Below are 18721 nucleotides of genomic sequence, written 5' to 3'. Positions count from 1 at the left end.
CAGCGCACCACTACCCCGGAGCCAGCGAGCGGCTTCCCCACCGCGGATGACTCGACTGAGTCCGATGAATCCCTGCGCGAAAGCGTGCAGAAGATTTCCATCGGCCTGTATGACTTCCTTGCGTCGACTCGCCGCCTCGGTGAGCGCCCGAATGCCAGGATGGCCATTTCCCAGTCGGAAATGGAAGTACTGCACTTTATTTCAACCCACCCGGGCTGCGGCGTATCCGACATTGCACGCCTGCGTTTCCTACGCCCATCCAACGTTTCGGCAACAGTTCGCCGTCTACTCGACAACGGACTGATTGAACGCGAGAACAATGCAAAGGATCGCCGTGCGCAGAACCTCTATGTCTCCAGCGATGGCGAGACGCTGCTGGAGCAACTTATCGACCACTGGGGTGCGCTGGTGTACGAAATTGTGCGGACAATGTCGCAAAAGGACGTTCGTGCGCTAATTAAGGCACTGCCTTCGCTACTGAAGCTGGCGGAGCACTCGGAAAGCTATGTTGAGGAGCACCAGCGCCGCCAGGAGCCGTTCTAAAAGCGCGCCGCCAAGCCCTTCTTACTAGGTACGATGATGCTTATGGCTATTACTTTGAAGAAGGCAAAAGACGTAAAGACCGCTCCGCTCGTGGCCACTGGCCTCATCGGCGGCTGGCTCACCGCTCGCGAAACAGGCATTCGTCCGCTCGGTGGCGTCATCTTGGGTGCCGCCGGCGCATACGCAGCACGCACCTGGAACGCAAAGACCGGCGCCCTGGGAGCCGCTGGCCTAGTGGCCGCCTACCTCGGCGCTTTCGGCCTCTCACACCCGCTGGCTAAGAAGATTGGCGCATGGCCGTCCGTCCTAACCGTCACCGCGCTGGCCGCTGGCGCGGCAGCAGTTGCCGACTCCAAGTAGTCGACGCAGGGAGCGCCGGTAGGTGCGAAGCCGACACCTAGTCAAGGGCCTCCAGCAGTTTCTCGAGGTGCGCGCGCACCCGGGGCCACGATTCCACAAAAGGCGGCAGCAGATCGAGGCTGTCGACGTCGTCAAGCGGAACCCAGCGCAACTCTAGGGACTCCTCGTTCGGATTCGTCTCCAGCTCTTCGGCAGCTAGTGCGTAGACCGTGTGGTATTTCCAGCCGCCGGCGAGCTCGGGGCGATCCGGATCGGCCGGGAAGGGACCGGTGGTGACCTGCGTGTCGAGGATGCGAAGCTGATGCTCCAGCAGCCCAGTTTCCTCAGCCGTTTCACGCAGCGCGGTCGCCTCAGGAGTCTCATGAGAATCACAAGCCCCACCAGGAACACCCCACGTTAGGGGGAACGATGTCCAGTCAGCTCGATGCTGCATAAGCACAGTGCGCTGAGGGCTCACAATCAGCAGCCCTGCAGCTCCGAAGCGTCCCCAGCAGCGCGTACCGCTGGGGCCGGCTGCCCAACCATTTCCATCCTGAAGCATGTCTCCACCCTACGCCAGATACCCTTGTGTTTTCCGTCACAAGCCCGAGCGACTAAGATTTGCAAGGAACTAACGTTGCTCTGAGCGGAGAGATTGTCGCAGGCGACTTCGGTCACGTCGGAAGGACACGTGCACATGGGTGAAACCACTTCAAGTGCGCCTCATTCCCGTGCCCACGACAAAAACCGAAACCCATTCCACCGCAAGAATCGTGCTCCACGCCGAACTCGTTTCAGCGGTCGCACCACTCCCGGTGGCGAAAGCTTAGACACACACACTGCAGCTCAGGCGGCAAAGGAATCGAAAGATACTCCCGACACCACCCCGGCTACCGAGAGTGCGGCACCATCAACTGCTCTGGAAACTACAGAGTCCTCGGCTAATGCCCCAGCAACGGCCGCAACCCCAACAGCCCTAGCAGATTCTCCGCGTGATACCGACCTGCGCGTGGATGCCCTGGAAATTGGCCCGCGCAACCGGAGATTGACACGTTTTCTCGGTGAGCGTCTCTATGACAAGCTCGGCCCGTCGGCCACGTATGTGCGCCGGTCAGCGTCATTTTTGATGACGTCGCCGGGCCGATTGACCACAGTCGCCCTCATCCTCATCGTCGCTATTCTGGCCGCCGGCCTATCCATGTGGCAAACAACCTCGCAACGCCAGCAGCAGCTCACCCGAATTTCGCAGCTGAGCGAGCCGATGGCCAATGCCTCGCAGAATCTCTATGCCTCGCTGACGATTGCCGATGCGTCGGCCAACACCGCCTTTTCCCGCGGCACACTCAACAGCAGCCAGGACTTGGTCAGCAACTTCGACGATGTCATCGCACAAGCGTCCATGTCCGCTACCCGCGCAGCTACGGGCATTGAAAACGTCGATGCCCCAGAGATGAAGAATATCGCGACTGTACAGCGGCTGTTGCCGGTCTACACCGGCATGGTCGAGACAGCTCGCGCGAATGCGCGCCAGGGCAATCCCGTCAGTGTCGCGTACCTCGCCTCTGCCTCAAACTTGATGCAGGTCCAGATTCTGCCAGCTGCAAAATCGCTCTACGAACGCACCAGTACCACCACTAATGATGAGCAGCGCCAACTATCAAAGCCGCCTCTTTTTCCGATGTCAGGCCTGGCAGCGGCAATTTTGATGCTGCTAATCACGCAGTGGTGGCTGACTCGCCGCACCGGTCGACTATTCAACGTCGGCCTGTTTGGTGCAACCATGCTGATGGCCATCGCGCTTGTCGGTGTGGGAATTGCCACCACTCAGCCGTGGCAGTCCAACTCTCTCTTCGGAGAGCAGCGCCCGGATGTTCATGCCCTAACCGAAGTGCGCATTGATGCCCAGCAGCTACGCGCCAGCGAAACCCTCGGCTTAGTGCGCCGTCAGCCCGCGGATGCGGAGTCCTTCTCGCAGTCGGTGCGCACCCTGGTCGGCGAGCTGGAAAGAGTGGACGCCAATGCGCCGGACGACGATGTCAGAGCCGCCATCCACGGTATCTACAGCTGGGAGTCCGGTCACAACCTGATGATGGAGCACTTGAGTTCAGGCGACTACGCCGGTGCGGTTCGCATCGCGACCGATGTGGATAATGCCAGCTCGTCGGCGGCTGCGTTCAACCAGGTCGATGAGTCGCTACAGAATTCCATCGCCGAGTCCCGCTTGACCGCCCGTGAGAACCTCGACCGATCCCGTCGCGCTATCGCGGCACTGTCCCTCGCCACGGTTACACTGACCGTCATCGCGGCAGTTCTGGTTGTTTTCGGCTTCCGACACCGGCTTCTGGAGTTCCTATGATCGTTCCGTTCTCCCCATCACTCCGCGGTCTCGCCGGCTGGCGGCGCAGAGCCGTCCTTGGCGCACTCGCCGTCGCGGGCCTCACCGTCTGTGCCTGCGCGACCGATTCGCTTGCCGACGATCCCTACTCGCGCACGATCCTGGAGGCCACCGGTGACTTTCCCCTGCCACCGGGCGCGTTCTACGACAAAGCCTCCTCGAGGAAGCCTGCGACAGAAGCCAACACGCCAGATCTGTCCACACTCGCCCCCGATGACCAAACGCCGGAAGAGCGAATCCCGGAGATTTACCAGCGCGGTCGCATCATCGTTGGTGTTGACCAATCATTGAACCTGCTCAGCTTCCGCGACTTCAGCACCGGAGAGCTTTCGGGGTTTGAGGTATCCCTGGCACAGGAGATTGCCCGGGACATCTTTGACAATCCCGATGCTGTCGAGTTTCGGTTCGTCGACAGCAACGAACGCACCGCCGCACTCGAAGACGGCACCGTCGATGTCGTTTTGCGCACTATGACGGTCACCGATGCCCGGCGCGAAAAGGTGCTGTTCTCCGCACCGTATTTGACAGCACGAGCTGGAGTTCTCGTCTCTTCACCGGGTGGCGATGCTTCCCCCGAGGACGTCAAGGACGGTCGCATCTGCGTCTCCCGGGGATCTACTACCGAGGATTTGATTCGACGGCTCTCGCCGAACAATACGCTGCTGTTGGTCGGCAACTGGTCGGATTGCCTCATTTCACTTCAAAACAGCCAGGCAGAGATTGTCGTTGCCGATGACACCATCCTCGCTGGTATCAACGACCAAGATCCGGCCACCGCGATTGTCCAGCGGGGCTTGAACGAGGAAAGCTACGCGGCCGGTGTATCCCAGGGGAACCCAGGCCTAGTTCGCCAAATCAACGCGACCCTGGAGCGTATGGCAACCGATGGCACCTGGCAGTCCCTCTACGACACCTGGTTCGGCCCCTTCCTACCAAGTGGTACACAGCCATCGCCACAGTACGGCGACGACGAAGACATACTTGGAATCTCCCCCACACCGGAAGCTGCTCCAGAAGGCGAGGTGGATAACCGATGAGCGATGAAAACCAGTACTCCGAGCAAGCCCAGCAAGCCCAGCATCCGCAATACACGCCAGCGCCCCAGGAGGATGCTCACGCAGAGGCAGAGGCAGCTGCCACTCAGGCCGTCGCCTTCGACCCATTCGCCGATGAAGACGACGAACAAGCGCCCGGCACTGCCGCTGTCGCCTTCGACCCTTTTGCGGACGATGATGACGATGACGAAGAGTTCGATATCGCCGAATTGTTGGGGCGCGGGGGCTCGTCGTCAAGCGTGACGACCGAACCCGGCACCCAGGCACCAGATCCGTCGATGGCCTCGCACCGGAAAGCGTTGGAGGACTTTCGCCGGAAGCGATCGACTGCGCCCCGTGGACGCACCGTCGCCGACGGCATGGTGCACCTGCCGTACATCACAACGCAGGATCCGCGCGATGCAGTAATGAGTGATGAGAAGATTCGCGCGACGAATAAGCCGGCGCCGAGCCTGAAACCCGGCGATATCGTGGCGGATCAGTACGAAATTGTGGGCCCGATTGCCCACGGCGGTCTCGGCTGGATTTATCTGGCGATTGACCACAATGTCTCGGATCGCTGGGTCGTGCTCAAGGGCATGATGGCAGCGAAAAATGAGAAGGATTTCGCCGTAGTCCAGGCAGAACGCGAGTTCCTCGCGGAAATCTCGCATCCGGGAATTGTGAAGATCATCAACTTCATCGATGAGACGGACGCCAACAGCGCCACCGGCTTCATTGTGATGGAGTACGTCGGCGGCCCGTCGTTACGCAAACAGCGACGGAGCTACCCAGACGGCGTCATGCCCTGTGACCTGGCAATTGGCTACATCCTGGAGCTGCTACCGGCGCTGGATTACCTGCACTCGCGCGGCGTTGTCTATAACGATTTGAAGCCGGACAACGTGCTGCTCAGCGAAGACCATGTCACGCTTATCGACGTTGGCGCGGTCACCGGCATCGGCGCCTACGGCCATATCTACGGCACGCCCGGATTCCAGGCGCCGGAGATTGCTACGACGGGACCGACGATTGCCAGTGATATCTACACTGTCGGCCGCACGCTGGCCTCGCTGATTCTGAAGTTGCCGGCGACCAACGGCGTCTACGATCCGGGACTGCCCTCACCTGTCGAAGAGCCTCTGTTCCGCCGTTTTTACTCGCTCTACCGCTTTCTACTGCGCGCTTGCCACGAAGATCCGGAGGCTCGCTTCGGTTCTGCCGAAGAGATGAGTGTGCAGCTCATCGGCGTATTGCGCGAGATTCTGGCGGTGCGCGACGGCGTGCAATTCCCACAGGCGGTGTCGAATTTCTCGCCGCAGCGTTCCACGTACGGCACCAAGCACCTGGTGTTCCGCACCGACCAGCTTGTCGACGGCATCACCCGCGGCGTGGAAATCACTCCGCAAGAAGTGACCTTCGCGCTGCCTGTGCCACTGATTAACCCGACAGATCCGGGTGCGCGCATCCTGAGTGCCTCGTCGTTTACGGAACCCAACGAACTAATCGAAACACTGACCAACGCGCTGTCCGAACCCGAGTATGGTTCTTCGGTGGAAATTCCGCTGGGCATCGTGCGTGCGAAACTGGACCTCGGATTAATTGATGAGGCCCGCGACAGCCTCTGCGATGTCTCTGAACGCTTGCAGCGCGATTGGCGTTACCACTGGTACGAGGGCGTGACTTATTTGCTTCTCGACCAATTCAACGATGCCCTCACCTCGTTCCACCACGTGCTGACAATGCTTCCCGGTGAGCCCGCCCCGAAGTTGGCGCTGGCAGCGACTCTCGAGTTGATTCAACAGCGCTTGGGCATCGCCAACGCATCTCTCCTCGAGCCCTCTGTCGCCCGCGCCGCCGCGAACTTGAGCAGCGCGCTGGATAATGTCGCTGCCGATACGCCCGAAATCTTCTCCCCCGCCTGGGCCAGCGAGTCCCTGTCGCCTCAGACGATTCGTTTCAACACCCTGCGTCTCTACGCCGTCGTGTGGGCGGCCAACCCGACGACGGTATCCTCCGCCTTCGGGCTAGCTCGTCAGCTGGCCTCTGAGCGCCAACACGAAATGGCTATCTCCCAGCTTGACCGCGTTCCCGGTAACTCCCGCCACCATCGCATGGCACGTTTGACGACGATTCTGATGCTCACCTCCGGGATGCCCTCCGAGTTGACCGAATCGAGAATTCGCCGTGCTGCGCGTCGCCTGGTGGAGCTACCAACAAATGAACCGCGCATGCCGCAGCTGCGCATCGCCGTGATGGCGTCCGCGCTGAACTGGTTGCGCAGCTCGAACCTCGACCATGCAGCTAGCTCCAATGGTCTTTTCGATGCGCCCTTTACCGTGGCTGGCCTGCGTGAAGGACTGGAAAAAGACTTACGGATGCTGGCGCGCTCTTCACAGTTTCCGCGACACCGCTACAACTTGGTGGATATCGCAAATCTCATTCGGCCACGAACTTGGCGTTAGCTCTGTACCAGCTCTTTACTGAACCTGGTCAAACATGCGGTTGTGGGCGTGAGCGCCACCCCAGAATTGGTGAATAAAGAGAGAATTGCCGTTCGTGGTTTAAGATGTCCTCTATGTTTGCCTCTTCGAAATCCTCTCTCCGCAGCGCTAAGCGTGTCATTATCAGCGCTGCAGCTCTCACCACCGCCTTTGGTATTGGGGCCGGCACTGCCGTTGCCCTGCCGGTTTCCCCGGACCTGCAGTCGCTCAGCCAGAGTGTTCGGGACCTCAAGCTGCCGGAGATCTCGACTCTGAACCCGGGCGACCTTGCTCCTGAGCTCTCTGAGGTTCTGGATTCCTCTTCGGTGAAGCTGCCGGATTCGGTCGTCGCCCTAATCGATGAAAACTTCAAGTTCGCTGAAAATAACAAGCAGGTGGCGGACAAGGTCAAAACTCAGCTGCTGAACGCCATCGACAGCCTGCCGCTGCCAGCTGCGCAGAAGGCCGAAGCCACCCGCGTCGTCAACGAGATTTTCGGTTTGCTGGAGGGCCAAGACAAGCCTTCGCAGCCTGAGCCGGCGCCTGCCCCCGCTCCACAGCCAGAGCAGAAGCCACGCCCTGAACCACGCCCAGAGCCAAACAACCCGTGCCCGCCGAGCGCCCGCGCATGCGTTGACCTGGCTAACCAGAAGACCTGGCTGCAGGAAAACGGCAACATCACCTACGGCCCGGTGCCCATGTCCTCCGGTATGCCAGGTTACGAAACCACCCGTGGACACTTGAGCGTTACCCGCAAGGTCCGCGATGAGTGGTCGGTTCCTTACAACGGTCCGATGCCGTTCTCTGTGTACTTCACCAACGACGGTGAGGCTTTCCACGAGGGTTCGGTCAATCAGATGTCCCACGGCTGCATTCATCTGAATCACGATGATGCCGTGATGTACTTCAACACTCTGCAGGTCGGCGACGGCGTCTACATCTGGTAGTTACCTGCGCTGATGCGTTGAAATAATGACCAGGTGACTGAGCCTATTGAGGCATAGGCGCAGTTTCCCTGGCGGTGAAAAATGAGCTCGCCCCACTAGATTCTTCCAGTTTGGAAGGCAGTGGAGGCGAGCTCATTTTTTGTTGAGTTACAGTCGCGGATTCAACAGGTGAGGTACACGGCAGCCGTCGATTACGGGTTACCGGAACCCTGCCTACTCGTCAGGGTTCCGGAAAAAAAAACTAGTCCACGAAGCTCATTGCGTAGCGGGCAATGGCCAGTTCCTCATTGGTCGGTACCACGAAGACCTTGACCTTCGAGTCATCCGCAGAGATCAGACGTGGGCCGTCATTCGGCTGGGAGTTGCGCTCGTCGTCGATCTTGATGCCAAAGTTCTCGAGCTCAGCCATCGAGTCACGGCGGATACCGACGTGATTCTCGCCGACACCGGCAGTGAAGGTGATAGCGTCGAGGCGACCGAGAATCAGCATGTACGAGCCGATGTAGCGGCGCAGCTGGTGAACGTACATCTGGTATGCAGCCCAAGCATCCGGGTCGTGGTCATCCATGCGCTCCTGCAGGACTCGGAAGTCATTGACACCAGAGACACCCTTCAAACCGGACTGGCGGTTGCACAGATTGTCGATCTCATCGATGCTCATGCCGTTGCGGTAAAGGTGGAAGATGACGCCCGGGTCAATGTCACCGGTACGAGTGCCCATCATCAGACCAGCCAGCGGGGTCAGCCCCATCGAGGTATCCACCGCCTGGCCACCTCGGATAGCCGCACACGACGCACCGTTACCCAGGTGCAGCGTAATCTGGTTGATTTCCCCTGCCGGCTTATTCAGAAGGTCCGGCACCTGCTTGGAAACAAACTCATGCGAGGTGCCGTGGAAGCCGTAACGACGGATATCAAACTTCGATGCGACCTCTGCATTTAGCGGGTACAGAGCAGCAGCTGGTGGCATGGTGTGGAAGAAACCAGTGTCGAAGACGGCGACGTGCGGCACGTCGGGAAGCAGCTTGCGAGACTCTTCGATGCCTACGATATTGGCCGGGTTGTGCAGCGGCGCCAGCGGAATAAGATCGCGGATCATGCCGACGATCTCGTCGGTAATCAGCTCCGGTCCAGAGAACAGGCGACCACCGTGAACGACACGGTGACCGACGGCGGCAATATCCACCGACTCCGGACCAACACCGTGCTCATCCATCAGCTCGAACGCGCGGTCAAGGCCACTGGCGTGGTCAGCGATAGGCTCAGTGATTTCAATCTTCTGTCCGGAGAACTTCAGATTAATAATGCCGTCTTCTTCACCAATGCGCTCCACCAGACCGGAGACATACGGCGGCTGCGTTGAGTCCTTCTCCGGATCTACCAGCTGAAACTTGATAGAGGAGGAACCGGAGTTCAAAACAAGTACGTGACGGGACATAATAATTAGTTTCCTCCAGCCTGAATAGCGGTAATTGCAACCGTGTTGATGATGTCCGGCACCGTGGCACCACGGGAAAGGTCGTTGACCGGCTTGTTCAAGCCCTGCAGAATCGGGCCGATTGCCAATGCACCACCACAGCGCTGGGCAATCTTGTACCCGATGTTACCGGCGTCCAGATCCGGGAACACGAAAACAGTTGCCTTACCCGCAACGGAGGAATCCGGCATCTTCTTCGCAGCCACAGACGGGTCAATAGCAGCATCGAACTGCAGCGGACCATCGACGGCGAGGTCCGGAGCCAGCTCCTTGGCCTTGGCCAGGCCCGCCTTCACACGGTCAACATCCTCACCTGTGCCGGATGCTCCAGTGGAGTAGCTCAGCATGGCAACGCGGGCGTCGATACCGAAGGAAGCTGCAGTCTCGGCGGATACTACCGCGATTTCACCCAGCTGTTCCGGAGCCGGCTTCGGCAGCACCGCACAGTCCGCAAAACCCCACAGCGAGTTGTCCATAACCATGAGAAACAGCGACGACACCGTGGAAGCCGACGGCTTGGTCTTAATGATTTGCAAGGACGGACGAATGGTGTGCGCAGTTGTGTGGGCTGCACCGGACACCATGCCGTCGACAAGCCCGTTGTGAATCATCATCGTCGCAAAGTAGGAGATGTCCTGCATCGTCTCACGGGCCTGCTCCAGCGTGACCCCCTTGGCTTTGCGCATCTCTGCGAACTGTTCCGCGAACTGCTCAACATATTCGGAGGTCTGTGGGTTCCAGAGATGGGCGGCGTCGATGTCAAAACCCAGTTCGGCGGCGCGCGCCTTCATAGGATCCGGGTCACCGAGGATAGTGAGCTCACAGATGTCCTCGCGCAGGAGGTAATCAGCGGCCTCAAGAATGCGGTCATCGTCCCCCTCTGGCAGCACAATGTGGCGCTTATCAGCCTTGGCGCGCTGCAACAGCCACCACTGGAAACGCTGTGGAGTCATCACTGCGGTGACCTCGCGGCTTACGACCTTGCGAAGCCCCTCAGCATCGTCAACGGCAACAACGGGAACGTCGAGCTCGAAAGTCTTAGCAGCCTCGGCTGCTTCCTCCCCTGTGAGAACAACAGCGAGTACCTCGCTGTGACGCTGAGCTGCACTGCTGAGCGCCAAACGAACGCGAGCCTTCGCGGCCTCTGTGTGGCAGCCCTCGCCACCAGCGACAACGATGACACCGGCACCGGCGACGGTGGCAATGCGGAAGTCAAAATCGAGGTTGCCGGAGCCGGTCAGAACAGCCGCCCCCTCGTTAGCAGCGCGGTCAGCCTCAACAGCACTGACGATGGTGTCAAGCGCGGATTCCGGATCCACAACAACCTGATCCACAGTGGCGCCGTGAGCCCCACCGACAGTGTGGAGGCAACGTGCCCCACCCAGTGCCTCAGACAATGCCGTAATGACATCCTGTAGATCGTCCGCGCGGTCCACTGAAGTAATCAGGACTGCGGAGTTGTTGGTGGACGCTTGGGCGTTCTTATCGCTCACCGACGTTCCTTTCTCGCACTGCGCTTAATCGTTGACTTATTTGAACGTTGACTTGGCTCGAGCCATTGGACTGCCGGAGGCTCAAGATCATGCTGAGCTTCCAATCCCGCTGAGTCCCAAATCATTATTTTCATCTTATTGTGAGTCACCTTACATCTCACGACGGACTCAAACCTCTTTGGTTACCCCTGGTAGCCACACTTTTCCCCACAGATTCCAACAGTTTTCCCGCATAATCGCGGCTTTTATGCGGTTTTTCTAGTGAACTAGCCCAAATTCCCACATTGGGCGTGACTAAGGTCACATTTAGTTTTGTCTGCCTTCAAAAGCATCTCGCCGATGATGTGATGCTCGCCTCTCGATTTTTCGTAAGTTATCGCTACGATTGGGGGCGCTACCATTGGGAATGTCGAATAAACCAATAACTCCTTTCCCCACGAGGTCACCGCTGGCAGCTACTTACGCCGCGGCCTCGTGGCCGTCGTAAAGCATTAGAGAAAGAAGGACACGCTTCATGAATCGCCCGCTCCGCGTTGCCGTAATTGGCTCTGGCCCGGCCGGTGTTTATGCTTCCGATGCACTGATGAAATCCAGTACTGACGTGGAAGTCGATCTGTTTGAAAAGATGCCGGCTCCATTTGGTCTAATCCGCTACGGTGTCGCCCCCGACCACCCACGTATCAAGGGCATCATTATGGCCTTACACCGTGTGATGGAAAAGCCGGAGCTGCGCCTGTTTTCCAACGTTGAGTTCGGCAAGGACATCACGCTCGACGAATTAAAGGAGCATTACGACGCCGTCATCTTCGCCACCGGTGCCGTCGGCGACCGCGCACTGCCGACTCCGGGAGCAGACCTGCCGGAGCACTTCGGCGCAGGTGAATTCGTGGGCTTCTACGACGGCAATCCGCTCTTTGAGCGCACCTGGGATCTCTCGGCGGAGTCCGTGGCCGTCGTTGGCGTAGGCAACGTCGCGCTGGATGTCTCTCGAATCCTGGCGAAGACCGGTGAGGAACTGCACGTCACAGAGATCCCGGACAATGTTTACGAAGTTCTGAAGACAAATAAGGCCAAGGAAGTCCACGTCTTCGGCCGCCGTGGCCCGGCACAGGCAAAGTTCACTCCGCTGGAGCTCAAGGAACTCGACTACTCACCGAACGTCGAGGTCGTTGTCGATCCGCGCGACATTGACTACGACTCCGCATCCGAGATTATGCGTCGCAACTCCAAGATTACTGACCAGGTCTGCACCATCTTGGAGAACTACGCCATCCGTGAACCGAAGAACGCACCGCACAAGCTCTACATTCACTTCTTCGAGTCGCCAGTGGAAATCCTCAGCGAGGAGGGTGCCGACGGCCAGCAGCATGTGGTCGGCTTGCGCACTCAGCGCATGGAATACGACGGTGCTGGCGGACTGCGGCCGACCGGCGAGACTACCGACTGGAAGGTCGGCGCTGTCTACTCCGCCGTGGGCTACCGCTCTGATGCACTGCCGGGTATCCCGTTCGACAACGTGAAGAATGTCATTTCCAACGTCGGTGGTCGAGTCATCGAATCCGACAACACCGAGGATGAAGCAGCCGAGGCCATCACTGGCCTCTACACCACCGGTTGGGTTCGCCGCGGGCCGGTCGGTCTGATTGGTAATACCAAAGGCGATGCCAACGAGGCCGTGGCCAATCTGCTGGCCGATGCCGCAGAGGGCAAGAAATTCACCCCGTCGAAGCCGGAGTTGTCCGCTGTCAACGAGCTGCTGGAGTCAAAGGGCATCGACTACCTGGACTGGGAGGGCTGGCACAAGCTCGATGCTGCCGAACGCACCGCCGGCGAGGCCGAGGGCCGCGAACGCAAGAAGTATGTCGAATGGGATGAGATGGTCACCCACTCCAAGGGCGAGTAACGGCGAGTAACGAGGGCGGATAGAAAGCGCCGGCTACGCCACTACCTGCACATCCGTGTACGCAGCGCGCGAGTCCCAGCGGCAGCACACGATCGGCGCCAACAGCTCGGCCAATGGCTCACCGAAAGCCACCTGGCCAGCACCGGCGGCAGCGCCCGCATCGAGGACTCGATCCCACAGTAGGCCCGGCGCGGTAAACAGCGGCACCACTACGAGTCCGCGACCGCGCTTGGCCGCGCGCTCCTGTGCCACGGCCACAGCATCGGATCCCTTAATCTTCTCAGGACCGACCACGAATGCTGCACTCACATGTCCCGGCAGCATCCCGCCAAGATTTGCCGCAAATTGGTGCACCGCCGCATTGGCCTCCTCATCAGAGGAGCCGACCCCCATCACCAGCGCATCGACCGGCCAGGAAAAAGATGCATTCTCCGCCGCTTCAATGATTCGCTTCACGACGGCGCGCTTCGTGCCGTCGCCAAGCCCGAGTCCTTCAGCCACTGTGATGTCAACACCATGCCGATTGCAGAGTCGAACCTGCTCGGGAACATCGACTCGCGAGTGGAACGCATCAGTGAACAGCAGCGGTACGGCCAGTGCGCGAGTCTCGCCGGCAGCGGCGAGGTCGGCACAGACGGCATCTAGCGAGGGCTCGTCGAGGTCCAGCCAGGCGAGGCGAATCTGAGAGGGAGCGTCCAGACGGGTGAGCGGCATCTTCTCGCGCACGAGTGCGACCACCTCTTCGAGCACCGGTTTGGTCTCTGGGTGCCGGGAACCGTGCGCAAGCAGAATCAGTGCGGTCATCAATGGTCTCCTCAGGCTCGCTAGCTGTGCTTTCTGGTTTTTCTACCTGGCAGCTCTACTGGGCAGCGCCACGCACGAGGCCAGCGGTGAGAGTGTCACCGGTGCCCGGCTCAATAAGCAGGAAGGCACCGACACGACCACCGACGCGGTAGGCATCGACCGGGAGCGGCTGCGCGACCTCGATGGTCACCTCAGCGACATCATTGACCGCTAGCTGGTCGGCAACGCCGGTGGGCTCACCGGTCTCGATGTCGATAAGGGCATCGACGGAAGCGATACGCCCACGCACCAGCGCGGCACCGTAGCGCACCTCAACGACACGACCGACTGCCAGCGGCTTGTCCGCAAGGTGGACAGCCACGGCGGAGAAACGGCGGACGTCCTCCGGACGGGTGCCACTGATGAGATCACCACGGGCGAGGTCGAACTCGGCATCCAAGCTGATGGCAACCGACTGACCGGCCACGGCCTCAGTGACATCCTCGGCTGCCACGGTGATCTTCGTGACAGTAGCCTGACGGTTGGCGTCTACGGAGACAACATCGCCCACGCGCACGCTACCTGCGGCGATACGGCCGGCGTAACCACGGTATTCAGTGGCGTGATCACGAATGACGTAGTCGATGGGCAGGCGTAGGTCGGCCTCGGCATCGGTTTCCAGGTCGGCACCGATGTTGAGGTTTTCCAGCAGCTCCAACACAGTCGGCCCCTCGTACCACGGGGTATGCTCAGAAGGATCGACAATGTTGTCGCCGACCAAAGCCGACACTGGAACAACGAAGGTGTTCTGCAGACCCAAGCGCTCTGCCAGCACTGCTACATCCGACTCAATCTTGCGGAAGGCTTCTTCGCTGTAGTCCAGCAGGTCGATCTTGTTGACGGCAAAGATTACGTGGCGAACACCCAGCAGACCGGCCACAGTTGCGTGTCGCTTGGTCTGCGTCACGACGCCGTTACGTGCGTCGATAAGCAAAACGACGGCCTCAGCGGTGGACATACCAGTGATGGTGTTTCGGGTGTACTGCTCGTGACCAGGGCAGTCGGCCAAGATGAACGAGCGGACGTCGGTGGCGAAGTAGCGGTAGGCAACGTCGATCGTGATGCCCTGCTCACGCTCGGCCCGCAGACCATCAACCAGCAACGAGAGGTCAGGATTTTCCTGACCGCGCGCCTGCGAGGAGGCGACGACGGCCTCGTACTGGTCAGCGAGGATGTTCTTCGTGTCGTGCAGCAAACGCCCGACAAAGGTCGACTTACCGTCGTCGACGGAGCCAGCGGTGCACAGGCGAAGAGTGCGACGAGCGCGAGTGGCGCGGTCGGCGGTAATCAGGGTAGCTGGGGAATTTGGCTGGCTCATCAGAAGTAACCTTCCTTCTTGCGGTCTTCCATGGAGGATTCGGACAACTTGTCATCTGCGCGGGTAGCGCCGCGCTCGGTGAGCTTGGATGTGCGAAGTTCCTCCATGACCTCCGCAATAGTGGTGGCAGTCGATTCGACAGCGCCGGTACAGCTCATGTCACCGACAGTGCGATAGCGGACAGTGCGAACCTCTAGGGTCTCACCGTCGCGGGGTCCACCCCACTCGCCCGGTGCCAACCACATGCCGCCGCGGTTGAACACCTCACGCTCATGGGCAAAGTAGATGGGTGGCAGCTCGATGTCACGGGCTTCGATGTAGGCCCAGACGTCGGCCTCGGTCCAGTTCGAGATTGGGAAAACGCGAACGTTCTCTCCAGCGGCGTGGCGACCGTTGTAGAGCCCCCACAGCTCCGGCCGCTGACGGCGTGGATCCCAACCGCCGAAGGAGTCGCGGACGGAGAACACGCGCTCCTTGGCGCGGGCCTTCTCCTCATCGCGGCGGGCGCCACCGAGGACGGCGTCGTAACCACGGTTGGCAATGGTCTCCACCAGTGGCACGGTCTGCAAGGGGTTGCGGGTGCCGTCAGCACGCTCGGTGAGCACACCGCTATCAATCCAGTCTTGGACCTTGGCTACGTGCAGCTTAATGCCCGGCTGAGCGGCAATCTTGTCGCGGAATTCAATAACTTCGGGGAAGTTGTGGCCGGTGTCGACGTGGAGCAGCTCCAGCGGGATACCCGCCGGTGCGAAGGCGCGCTTGGCCAACTCGAGCACGACGACGGAGTCCTTTCCGCCGGAGAAAAGCAGTGCCGGACGGTCAAACTGGCCGGCGGTTTGGCGGATAATGTCGATGGCCTCGGCTTCCAGTTCGGCAAGCCGCGGGTCGAGGCGGTTTTGTACGGAAACGGTGGTTGAGCTTGTCATGGGGTTCTTTCTGTTGTGGCTGTGTTAGCTGTGTTAGCTTGTCGGCTGTTTTAAAAAACTGTCTGTATAAGCTGCGGGTCGCAGCTAGCCATGAGCGGCAATTGGCTAGTAGCTAGTGGCTGTCGGTATCGTCTAGCAGCCAGCCGCTCAAACTAGAGGTGCAATCCGCACTCTGTCTTCTCGCTGCCCGCCCAGCGGCCCGAGCGCGGATCCGCACCCTCTGCCACTCGCGCGGTGCATGTCGCGCAGCCAATCGACGGGAACCCCTGTTGTGTCAGCGGATGCACAATGAGGTCGTTATCCTCGATGTACTGGGCAATGTCCTCATCCGTCCAGGTGGCCAGCGGGTTGAGCTTGATGCGACCGGTCTTATCGATTTCCAGTACCGGCGTGTGTGCGCGGGTCGGCGCGTCGACGCGCTTCAGACCTGTGACCCAACCCTCGTAGGGGCGCTTCACAGCTGACAGCGGCTCGACCTTCCGCAGTGCGCAGCATCGCGTCGGGTCGGTCTTGTACAGATCTACGCCCTCTTCAGCATCCTGCTCGGCGCGGGTGCGCTTCGGCTCAATCGACAGCAGTCGGTTGTCGTAGCGCTGTGCGACCTGTTCTGCCACGTCGAGGGTCTCCGGGAAGTGGTAACCCGTATCCAGGAAAACCAGGTCGGCTTCCGGCGCGTGCCGAGCAGCCAGCTCCGCCAATACCGTGTCCTGCATCGACAGGGTCACAGCCAGTGGCGTGTGCAGGTGCTCCGCACCCCATTCCAGTACTTCCCCGGCAGTGGCAGTCTCCAGCTTGGAGCCCCACTCCAGTGCAAGCTCAATCAGACGGCGAGCAGTTTCCGGATTGTCCAGCACATCCTCACGCGCGAGCGCCTCCTGAGTCTTAATGACTTCAGCGGTTTTCAGTCCCGTGCTCATGACGCCACCTTCCTATCAATATGACCATGCAGTTTCACTGTGAATACCCGGCAACATTCGCGGCATTGCCAGGCGTAGTCGGTTTCCACATCGGGCCACAGATCATCACCGCCGCAGTAAGGGCAATGCATCACCGCACCCCGGTTCGGATTGGGGTGTGCGCTTCGGCCACCGATCCCCAGTCGCGCTGGCGCCTCGTCTTTTTCGCTTGCCGACGGCCCCTGCGACCGAACCTCGTTGGAAGATTCACTCACTTCAGGTCCTCCTCATCAGCGCGGACAATCCACTCGTGGAACTGTTCACCCTCGTGGCGCTGCTCCTTGAAATGATTGACGACGCGCTCGATGTAGTCACCCAGTTCTGCCGAGGTGACCTTGTGTCCGCGAACCTTGCGGCCGAAGTTGGCATCGAGCCCCAGCGAACCACCGAGGTGAACCTGGAAACCCTCGACACGGTTACCCTCATCGTCGGTGACAATCTGACCCTTGAGTCCAATATCGGCAATCTGTGTGCGGGCACAGGCATTCGGGCAGCCGTTGAGCGCAATGGTGATTGGGACATCGAGGTCGCCGAGACGTTCCTCCAAGTCGCCCACCAGATCGATTGCGCGCTGGCGCGTGGTGACAAGTGCGAGTTTGCAGAACTCCAGGCCAGTGCAGGCTAGGATGCCCCGCCGGAATGCGGAAGGCTTGGCAGACAGGCCAATTTCGTCGAGCTCAGCGAGCAGGGAGTCGACCTGGTCGTCGGCGACGTCGAGGAGAATGAGCTCCTTCATGACAGTGGTACGGACGCGGGAAACACCGTGGCGCTCGGCGATGTCGGCGAGCTTGACCAGGTCAGAGCCCGGAACACGGCCAACAGCGGGCTTCACACCGACGTAGTTGAGACCGTCGGCCTGCTTGTGCACACCGATGTGGTCACGGTCGCCCTCGAAAGGCTCGGGCGCGGGGCCGTCGATAAGCTTGCGGTTGAGGTAGTCGTCTTCGAGTACCTGGCGGAACTTCTCCGCACCCCACTCGGCAACGAGGAACTTCAGACGCGCGCGATTGCGCAGGCGACGGTAGCCGTAGTCACGGAAGATGCGGCACACGCCCGCCCATACCTCGGGAACCTCGTCCTCTGGGATCCAGGCGCCGAGACGCTGCGCGAGCATTGGGTTGGTGGAGAGACCGCCGCCGACCCAAACGTCGAAACCGGGGCCGTGCTCTGGGTGATTGACACCGACAAAGGCGACGTCCTGGACCTCGTGGGTGACATCGAGACGCGGGGAACCGGAAACTGCGGACTTAAACTTGCGCGGTAGGTTGGAGAACTCGTCGCCGGAGAGGTACTCGTCCTTGATGCGGCGAATAGCATTGGTGCCGTCGACGATTTCATCGGCAGCAACGCCGGCAACCGGGCTACCTAGGATAACGCGGGGAACGTCGCCGCAGCCAAAGTTGGTGTCGAGACCAACCCGCTCAAGGCGGTCCCAAATCTCCGGCATGTCCTCGACGCGGATCCAGTGCAGCTGGACGTTCTGACGGTCGGAGAAGTCCGCGGTGTCACGAGCGAAGTCGCGGGAAATCTCCCCGATGGTGCGAATACCCTCGGTGGTGGTCTGGCCACCATCGAGACGAACGCGGAGCATAAAGTACTTGTCCTGCAACTCGGCGTTAGTCTTCACACCGGTGTGCTCACCGCTAAGCCCCTGCTTGCGCTGGGTGTAGAGGCCAATCCACTTAAAGCGCGGAGCTAGGTCTTCCGCAGGGATAGAGTCAAACCCCTGCTTGGAGTAGATGTCGATAACACGCTGCTTAACGGCAAAGCCAGCATCTTCTTTCTTGATGCGTTCGTCGTCGTTAAGTGGCTCGCGGCCGTCGATAAGCCACTGTCCCTGCGGCTTCGGTGCACGCTTCTTACGTCGGGTAGCCGCTGCGGAAGCCGGACGCTCGGCGGTTTTCGTAGGAGAGCTCATGGGAATCTACCGAATCACTTTCGTTTTTGTTCTCGTTGACCGAATCAGAGTTGCTTGAATCAGCCCTGAACGAATTAGTTGCTAATTTTTATAGACCGGACGGTCTATGCAGTATTGCAGGCAACATTAGACCGACCAGTCTGGCT

At 59.9% G+C, this 18721-nt stretch carries 15 protein-coding genes; 7 read left to right on the top strand and 8 right to left on the bottom strand.

The features are described from left to right. Positions 1-543 (top strand): MarR family winged helix-turn-helix transcriptional regulator (locus tag HMPREF3011_RS00420; RefSeq protein WP_141764733.1); only part of this gene is annotated, 543 nt, incomplete at its 5' end. Positions 544-585: 42 nt separating this feature from the next. Beyond that, positions 586-903, top strand: a complete 318-nt coding sequence (locus tag HMPREF3011_RS00415) for a hypothetical protein (RefSeq protein ID WP_172954624.1) — start codon at positions 586-588, stop codon at positions 901-903. Between the two features lie 37 nt (positions 904-940). Here HMPREF3011_RS00415 and HMPREF3011_RS00410 read toward each other — a convergent pair whose 3' ends face one another. Continuing rightward, on the bottom strand, positions 941-1444 hold the full coding sequence (locus HMPREF3011_RS00410) for an NUDIX domain-containing protein (protein ID WP_038626710.1): 504 nt from the start codon (positions 1442-1444) through the stop codon (positions 941-943). 135 nt (positions 1445-1579) lie between these two features. On the opposite strand from HMPREF3011_RS00410, the gene HMPREF3011_RS00405 reads away from it, so the two are divergent. From HMPREF3011_RS00405 to HMPREF3011_RS00390, 4 genes are all read left to right on the top strand, one after another. Further along, positions 1580-3238 carry a hypothetical protein gene (locus HMPREF3011_RS00405; protein ID WP_070840966.1) on the top strand — a complete coding sequence of 553 codons (1659 nt, stop codon included), beginning with the start codon at positions 1580-1582 and terminating at the stop codon, positions 3236-3238. After that, the gene (locus tag HMPREF3011_RS00400; protein ID WP_070840965.1) at positions 3235-4314 is read left to right on the top strand and encodes a glutamate ABC transporter substrate-binding protein; all 1080 of its coding nucleotides are present in this window, start codon (positions 3235-3237) and stop codon (positions 4312-4314) included. Before HMPREF3011_RS00405 ends, HMPREF3011_RS00400 begins: the two co-directional genes overlap by 4 nt. Beyond that, positions 4311-6776 carry a serine/threonine protein kinase gene (locus HMPREF3011_RS00395; RefSeq protein ID WP_070840964.1) on the top strand — a complete coding sequence of 822 codons (2466 nt, stop codon included), beginning with the start codon at positions 4311-4313 and terminating at the stop codon, positions 6774-6776. Before HMPREF3011_RS00400 ends, HMPREF3011_RS00395 begins: the two co-directional genes overlap by 4 nt. A gap of 113 nt (positions 6777-6889) precedes the next feature. Then, a complete protein-coding gene (locus HMPREF3011_RS00390; RefSeq protein ID WP_070840963.1) occupies positions 6890-7741 on the top strand; it encodes a L,D-transpeptidase in 852 nt (283 codons plus the stop codon). A 241-nt stretch (positions 7742-7982) separates the two neighbouring features. Here the strand turns inward: HMPREF3011_RS00390 and HMPREF3011_RS00385 are convergent, their stop codons facing one another. Continuing rightward, entirely contained in the window at positions 7983-9179 is a 1197-nt protein-coding gene (locus HMPREF3011_RS00385; protein ID WP_038626720.1) for an acetate kinase, read from the bottom strand. 5 nt (positions 9180-9184) lie between these two features. After that, positions 9185-10510 carry a phosphate acetyltransferase gene (gene pta, locus HMPREF3011_RS00380; RefSeq protein ID WP_235191282.1) on the bottom strand — a complete coding sequence of 442 codons (1326 nt, stop codon included), beginning with the start codon at positions 10508-10510 and terminating at the stop codon, positions 9185-9187. 715 nt (positions 10511-11225) lie between these two features. Between pta and HMPREF3011_RS00375 the strand changes: the two genes are divergently transcribed. Then, positions 11226-12614, top strand: a complete 1389-nt coding sequence (locus HMPREF3011_RS00375) for an FAD-dependent oxidoreductase (RefSeq protein ID WP_038626724.1) — start codon at positions 11226-11228, stop codon at positions 12612-12614. A 33-nt stretch (positions 12615-12647) separates the two neighbouring features. On the opposite strand, the gene HMPREF3011_RS00370 is transcribed toward HMPREF3011_RS00375, so the two are convergent. The 5 genes from HMPREF3011_RS00370 to HMPREF3011_RS00350 all read right to left on the bottom strand — a co-directional run bounded on the left by HMPREF3011_RS00370 (position 12648) and on the right by HMPREF3011_RS00350 (position 18575). Beyond that, positions 12648-13418 carry a sirohydrochlorin chelatase gene (locus tag HMPREF3011_RS00370; protein ID WP_038626726.1) on the bottom strand — a complete coding sequence of 257 codons (771 nt, stop codon included), beginning with the start codon at positions 13416-13418 and terminating at the stop codon, positions 12648-12650. A gap of 55 nt (positions 13419-13473) precedes the next feature. Continuing rightward, positions 13474-14775, bottom strand: a complete 1302-nt coding sequence (locus tag HMPREF3011_RS00365; protein WP_038626728.1) for a sulfate adenylyltransferase subunit 1 — start codon at positions 14773-14775, stop codon at positions 13474-13476. Next, the gene (gene cysD, locus HMPREF3011_RS00360; protein ID WP_038626730.1) at positions 14775-15701 is read right to left on the bottom strand and encodes a sulfate adenylyltransferase subunit CysD; all 927 of its coding nucleotides are present in this window, start codon (positions 15699-15701) and stop codon (positions 14775-14777) included. The genes HMPREF3011_RS00365 and cysD overlap by 1 nt, the downstream gene beginning before the upstream one ends. A 152-nt stretch (positions 15702-15853) precedes the next feature. Beyond that, positions 15854-16618: a phosphoadenylyl-sulfate reductase gene (locus HMPREF3011_RS00355; protein ID WP_038626732.1), complete on the bottom strand. Its 765-nt coding sequence runs from the start codon at positions 16616-16618 to the stop codon at positions 15854-15856. A 250-nt stretch (positions 16619-16868) separates the two neighbouring features. After that, positions 16869-18575: a nitrite/sulfite reductase gene (locus tag HMPREF3011_RS00350; protein ID WP_038626734.1), complete on the bottom strand. Its 1707-nt coding sequence runs from the start codon at positions 18573-18575 to the stop codon at positions 16869-16871. Positions 18576-18721: the final 146 nt, after the last annotated feature.

The sequence above is a fragment of the Corynebacterium sp. HMSC074C04 genome, from assembly GCF_001838295.1.
GTDB lineage: Bacteria > Actinomycetota > Actinomycetes > Mycobacteriales > Mycobacteriaceae > Corynebacterium > Corynebacterium amycolatum.
Note: the sequence above shows the minus strand (reverse complement) of the source record. Positions and strands in the feature narration are given on the sequence as shown.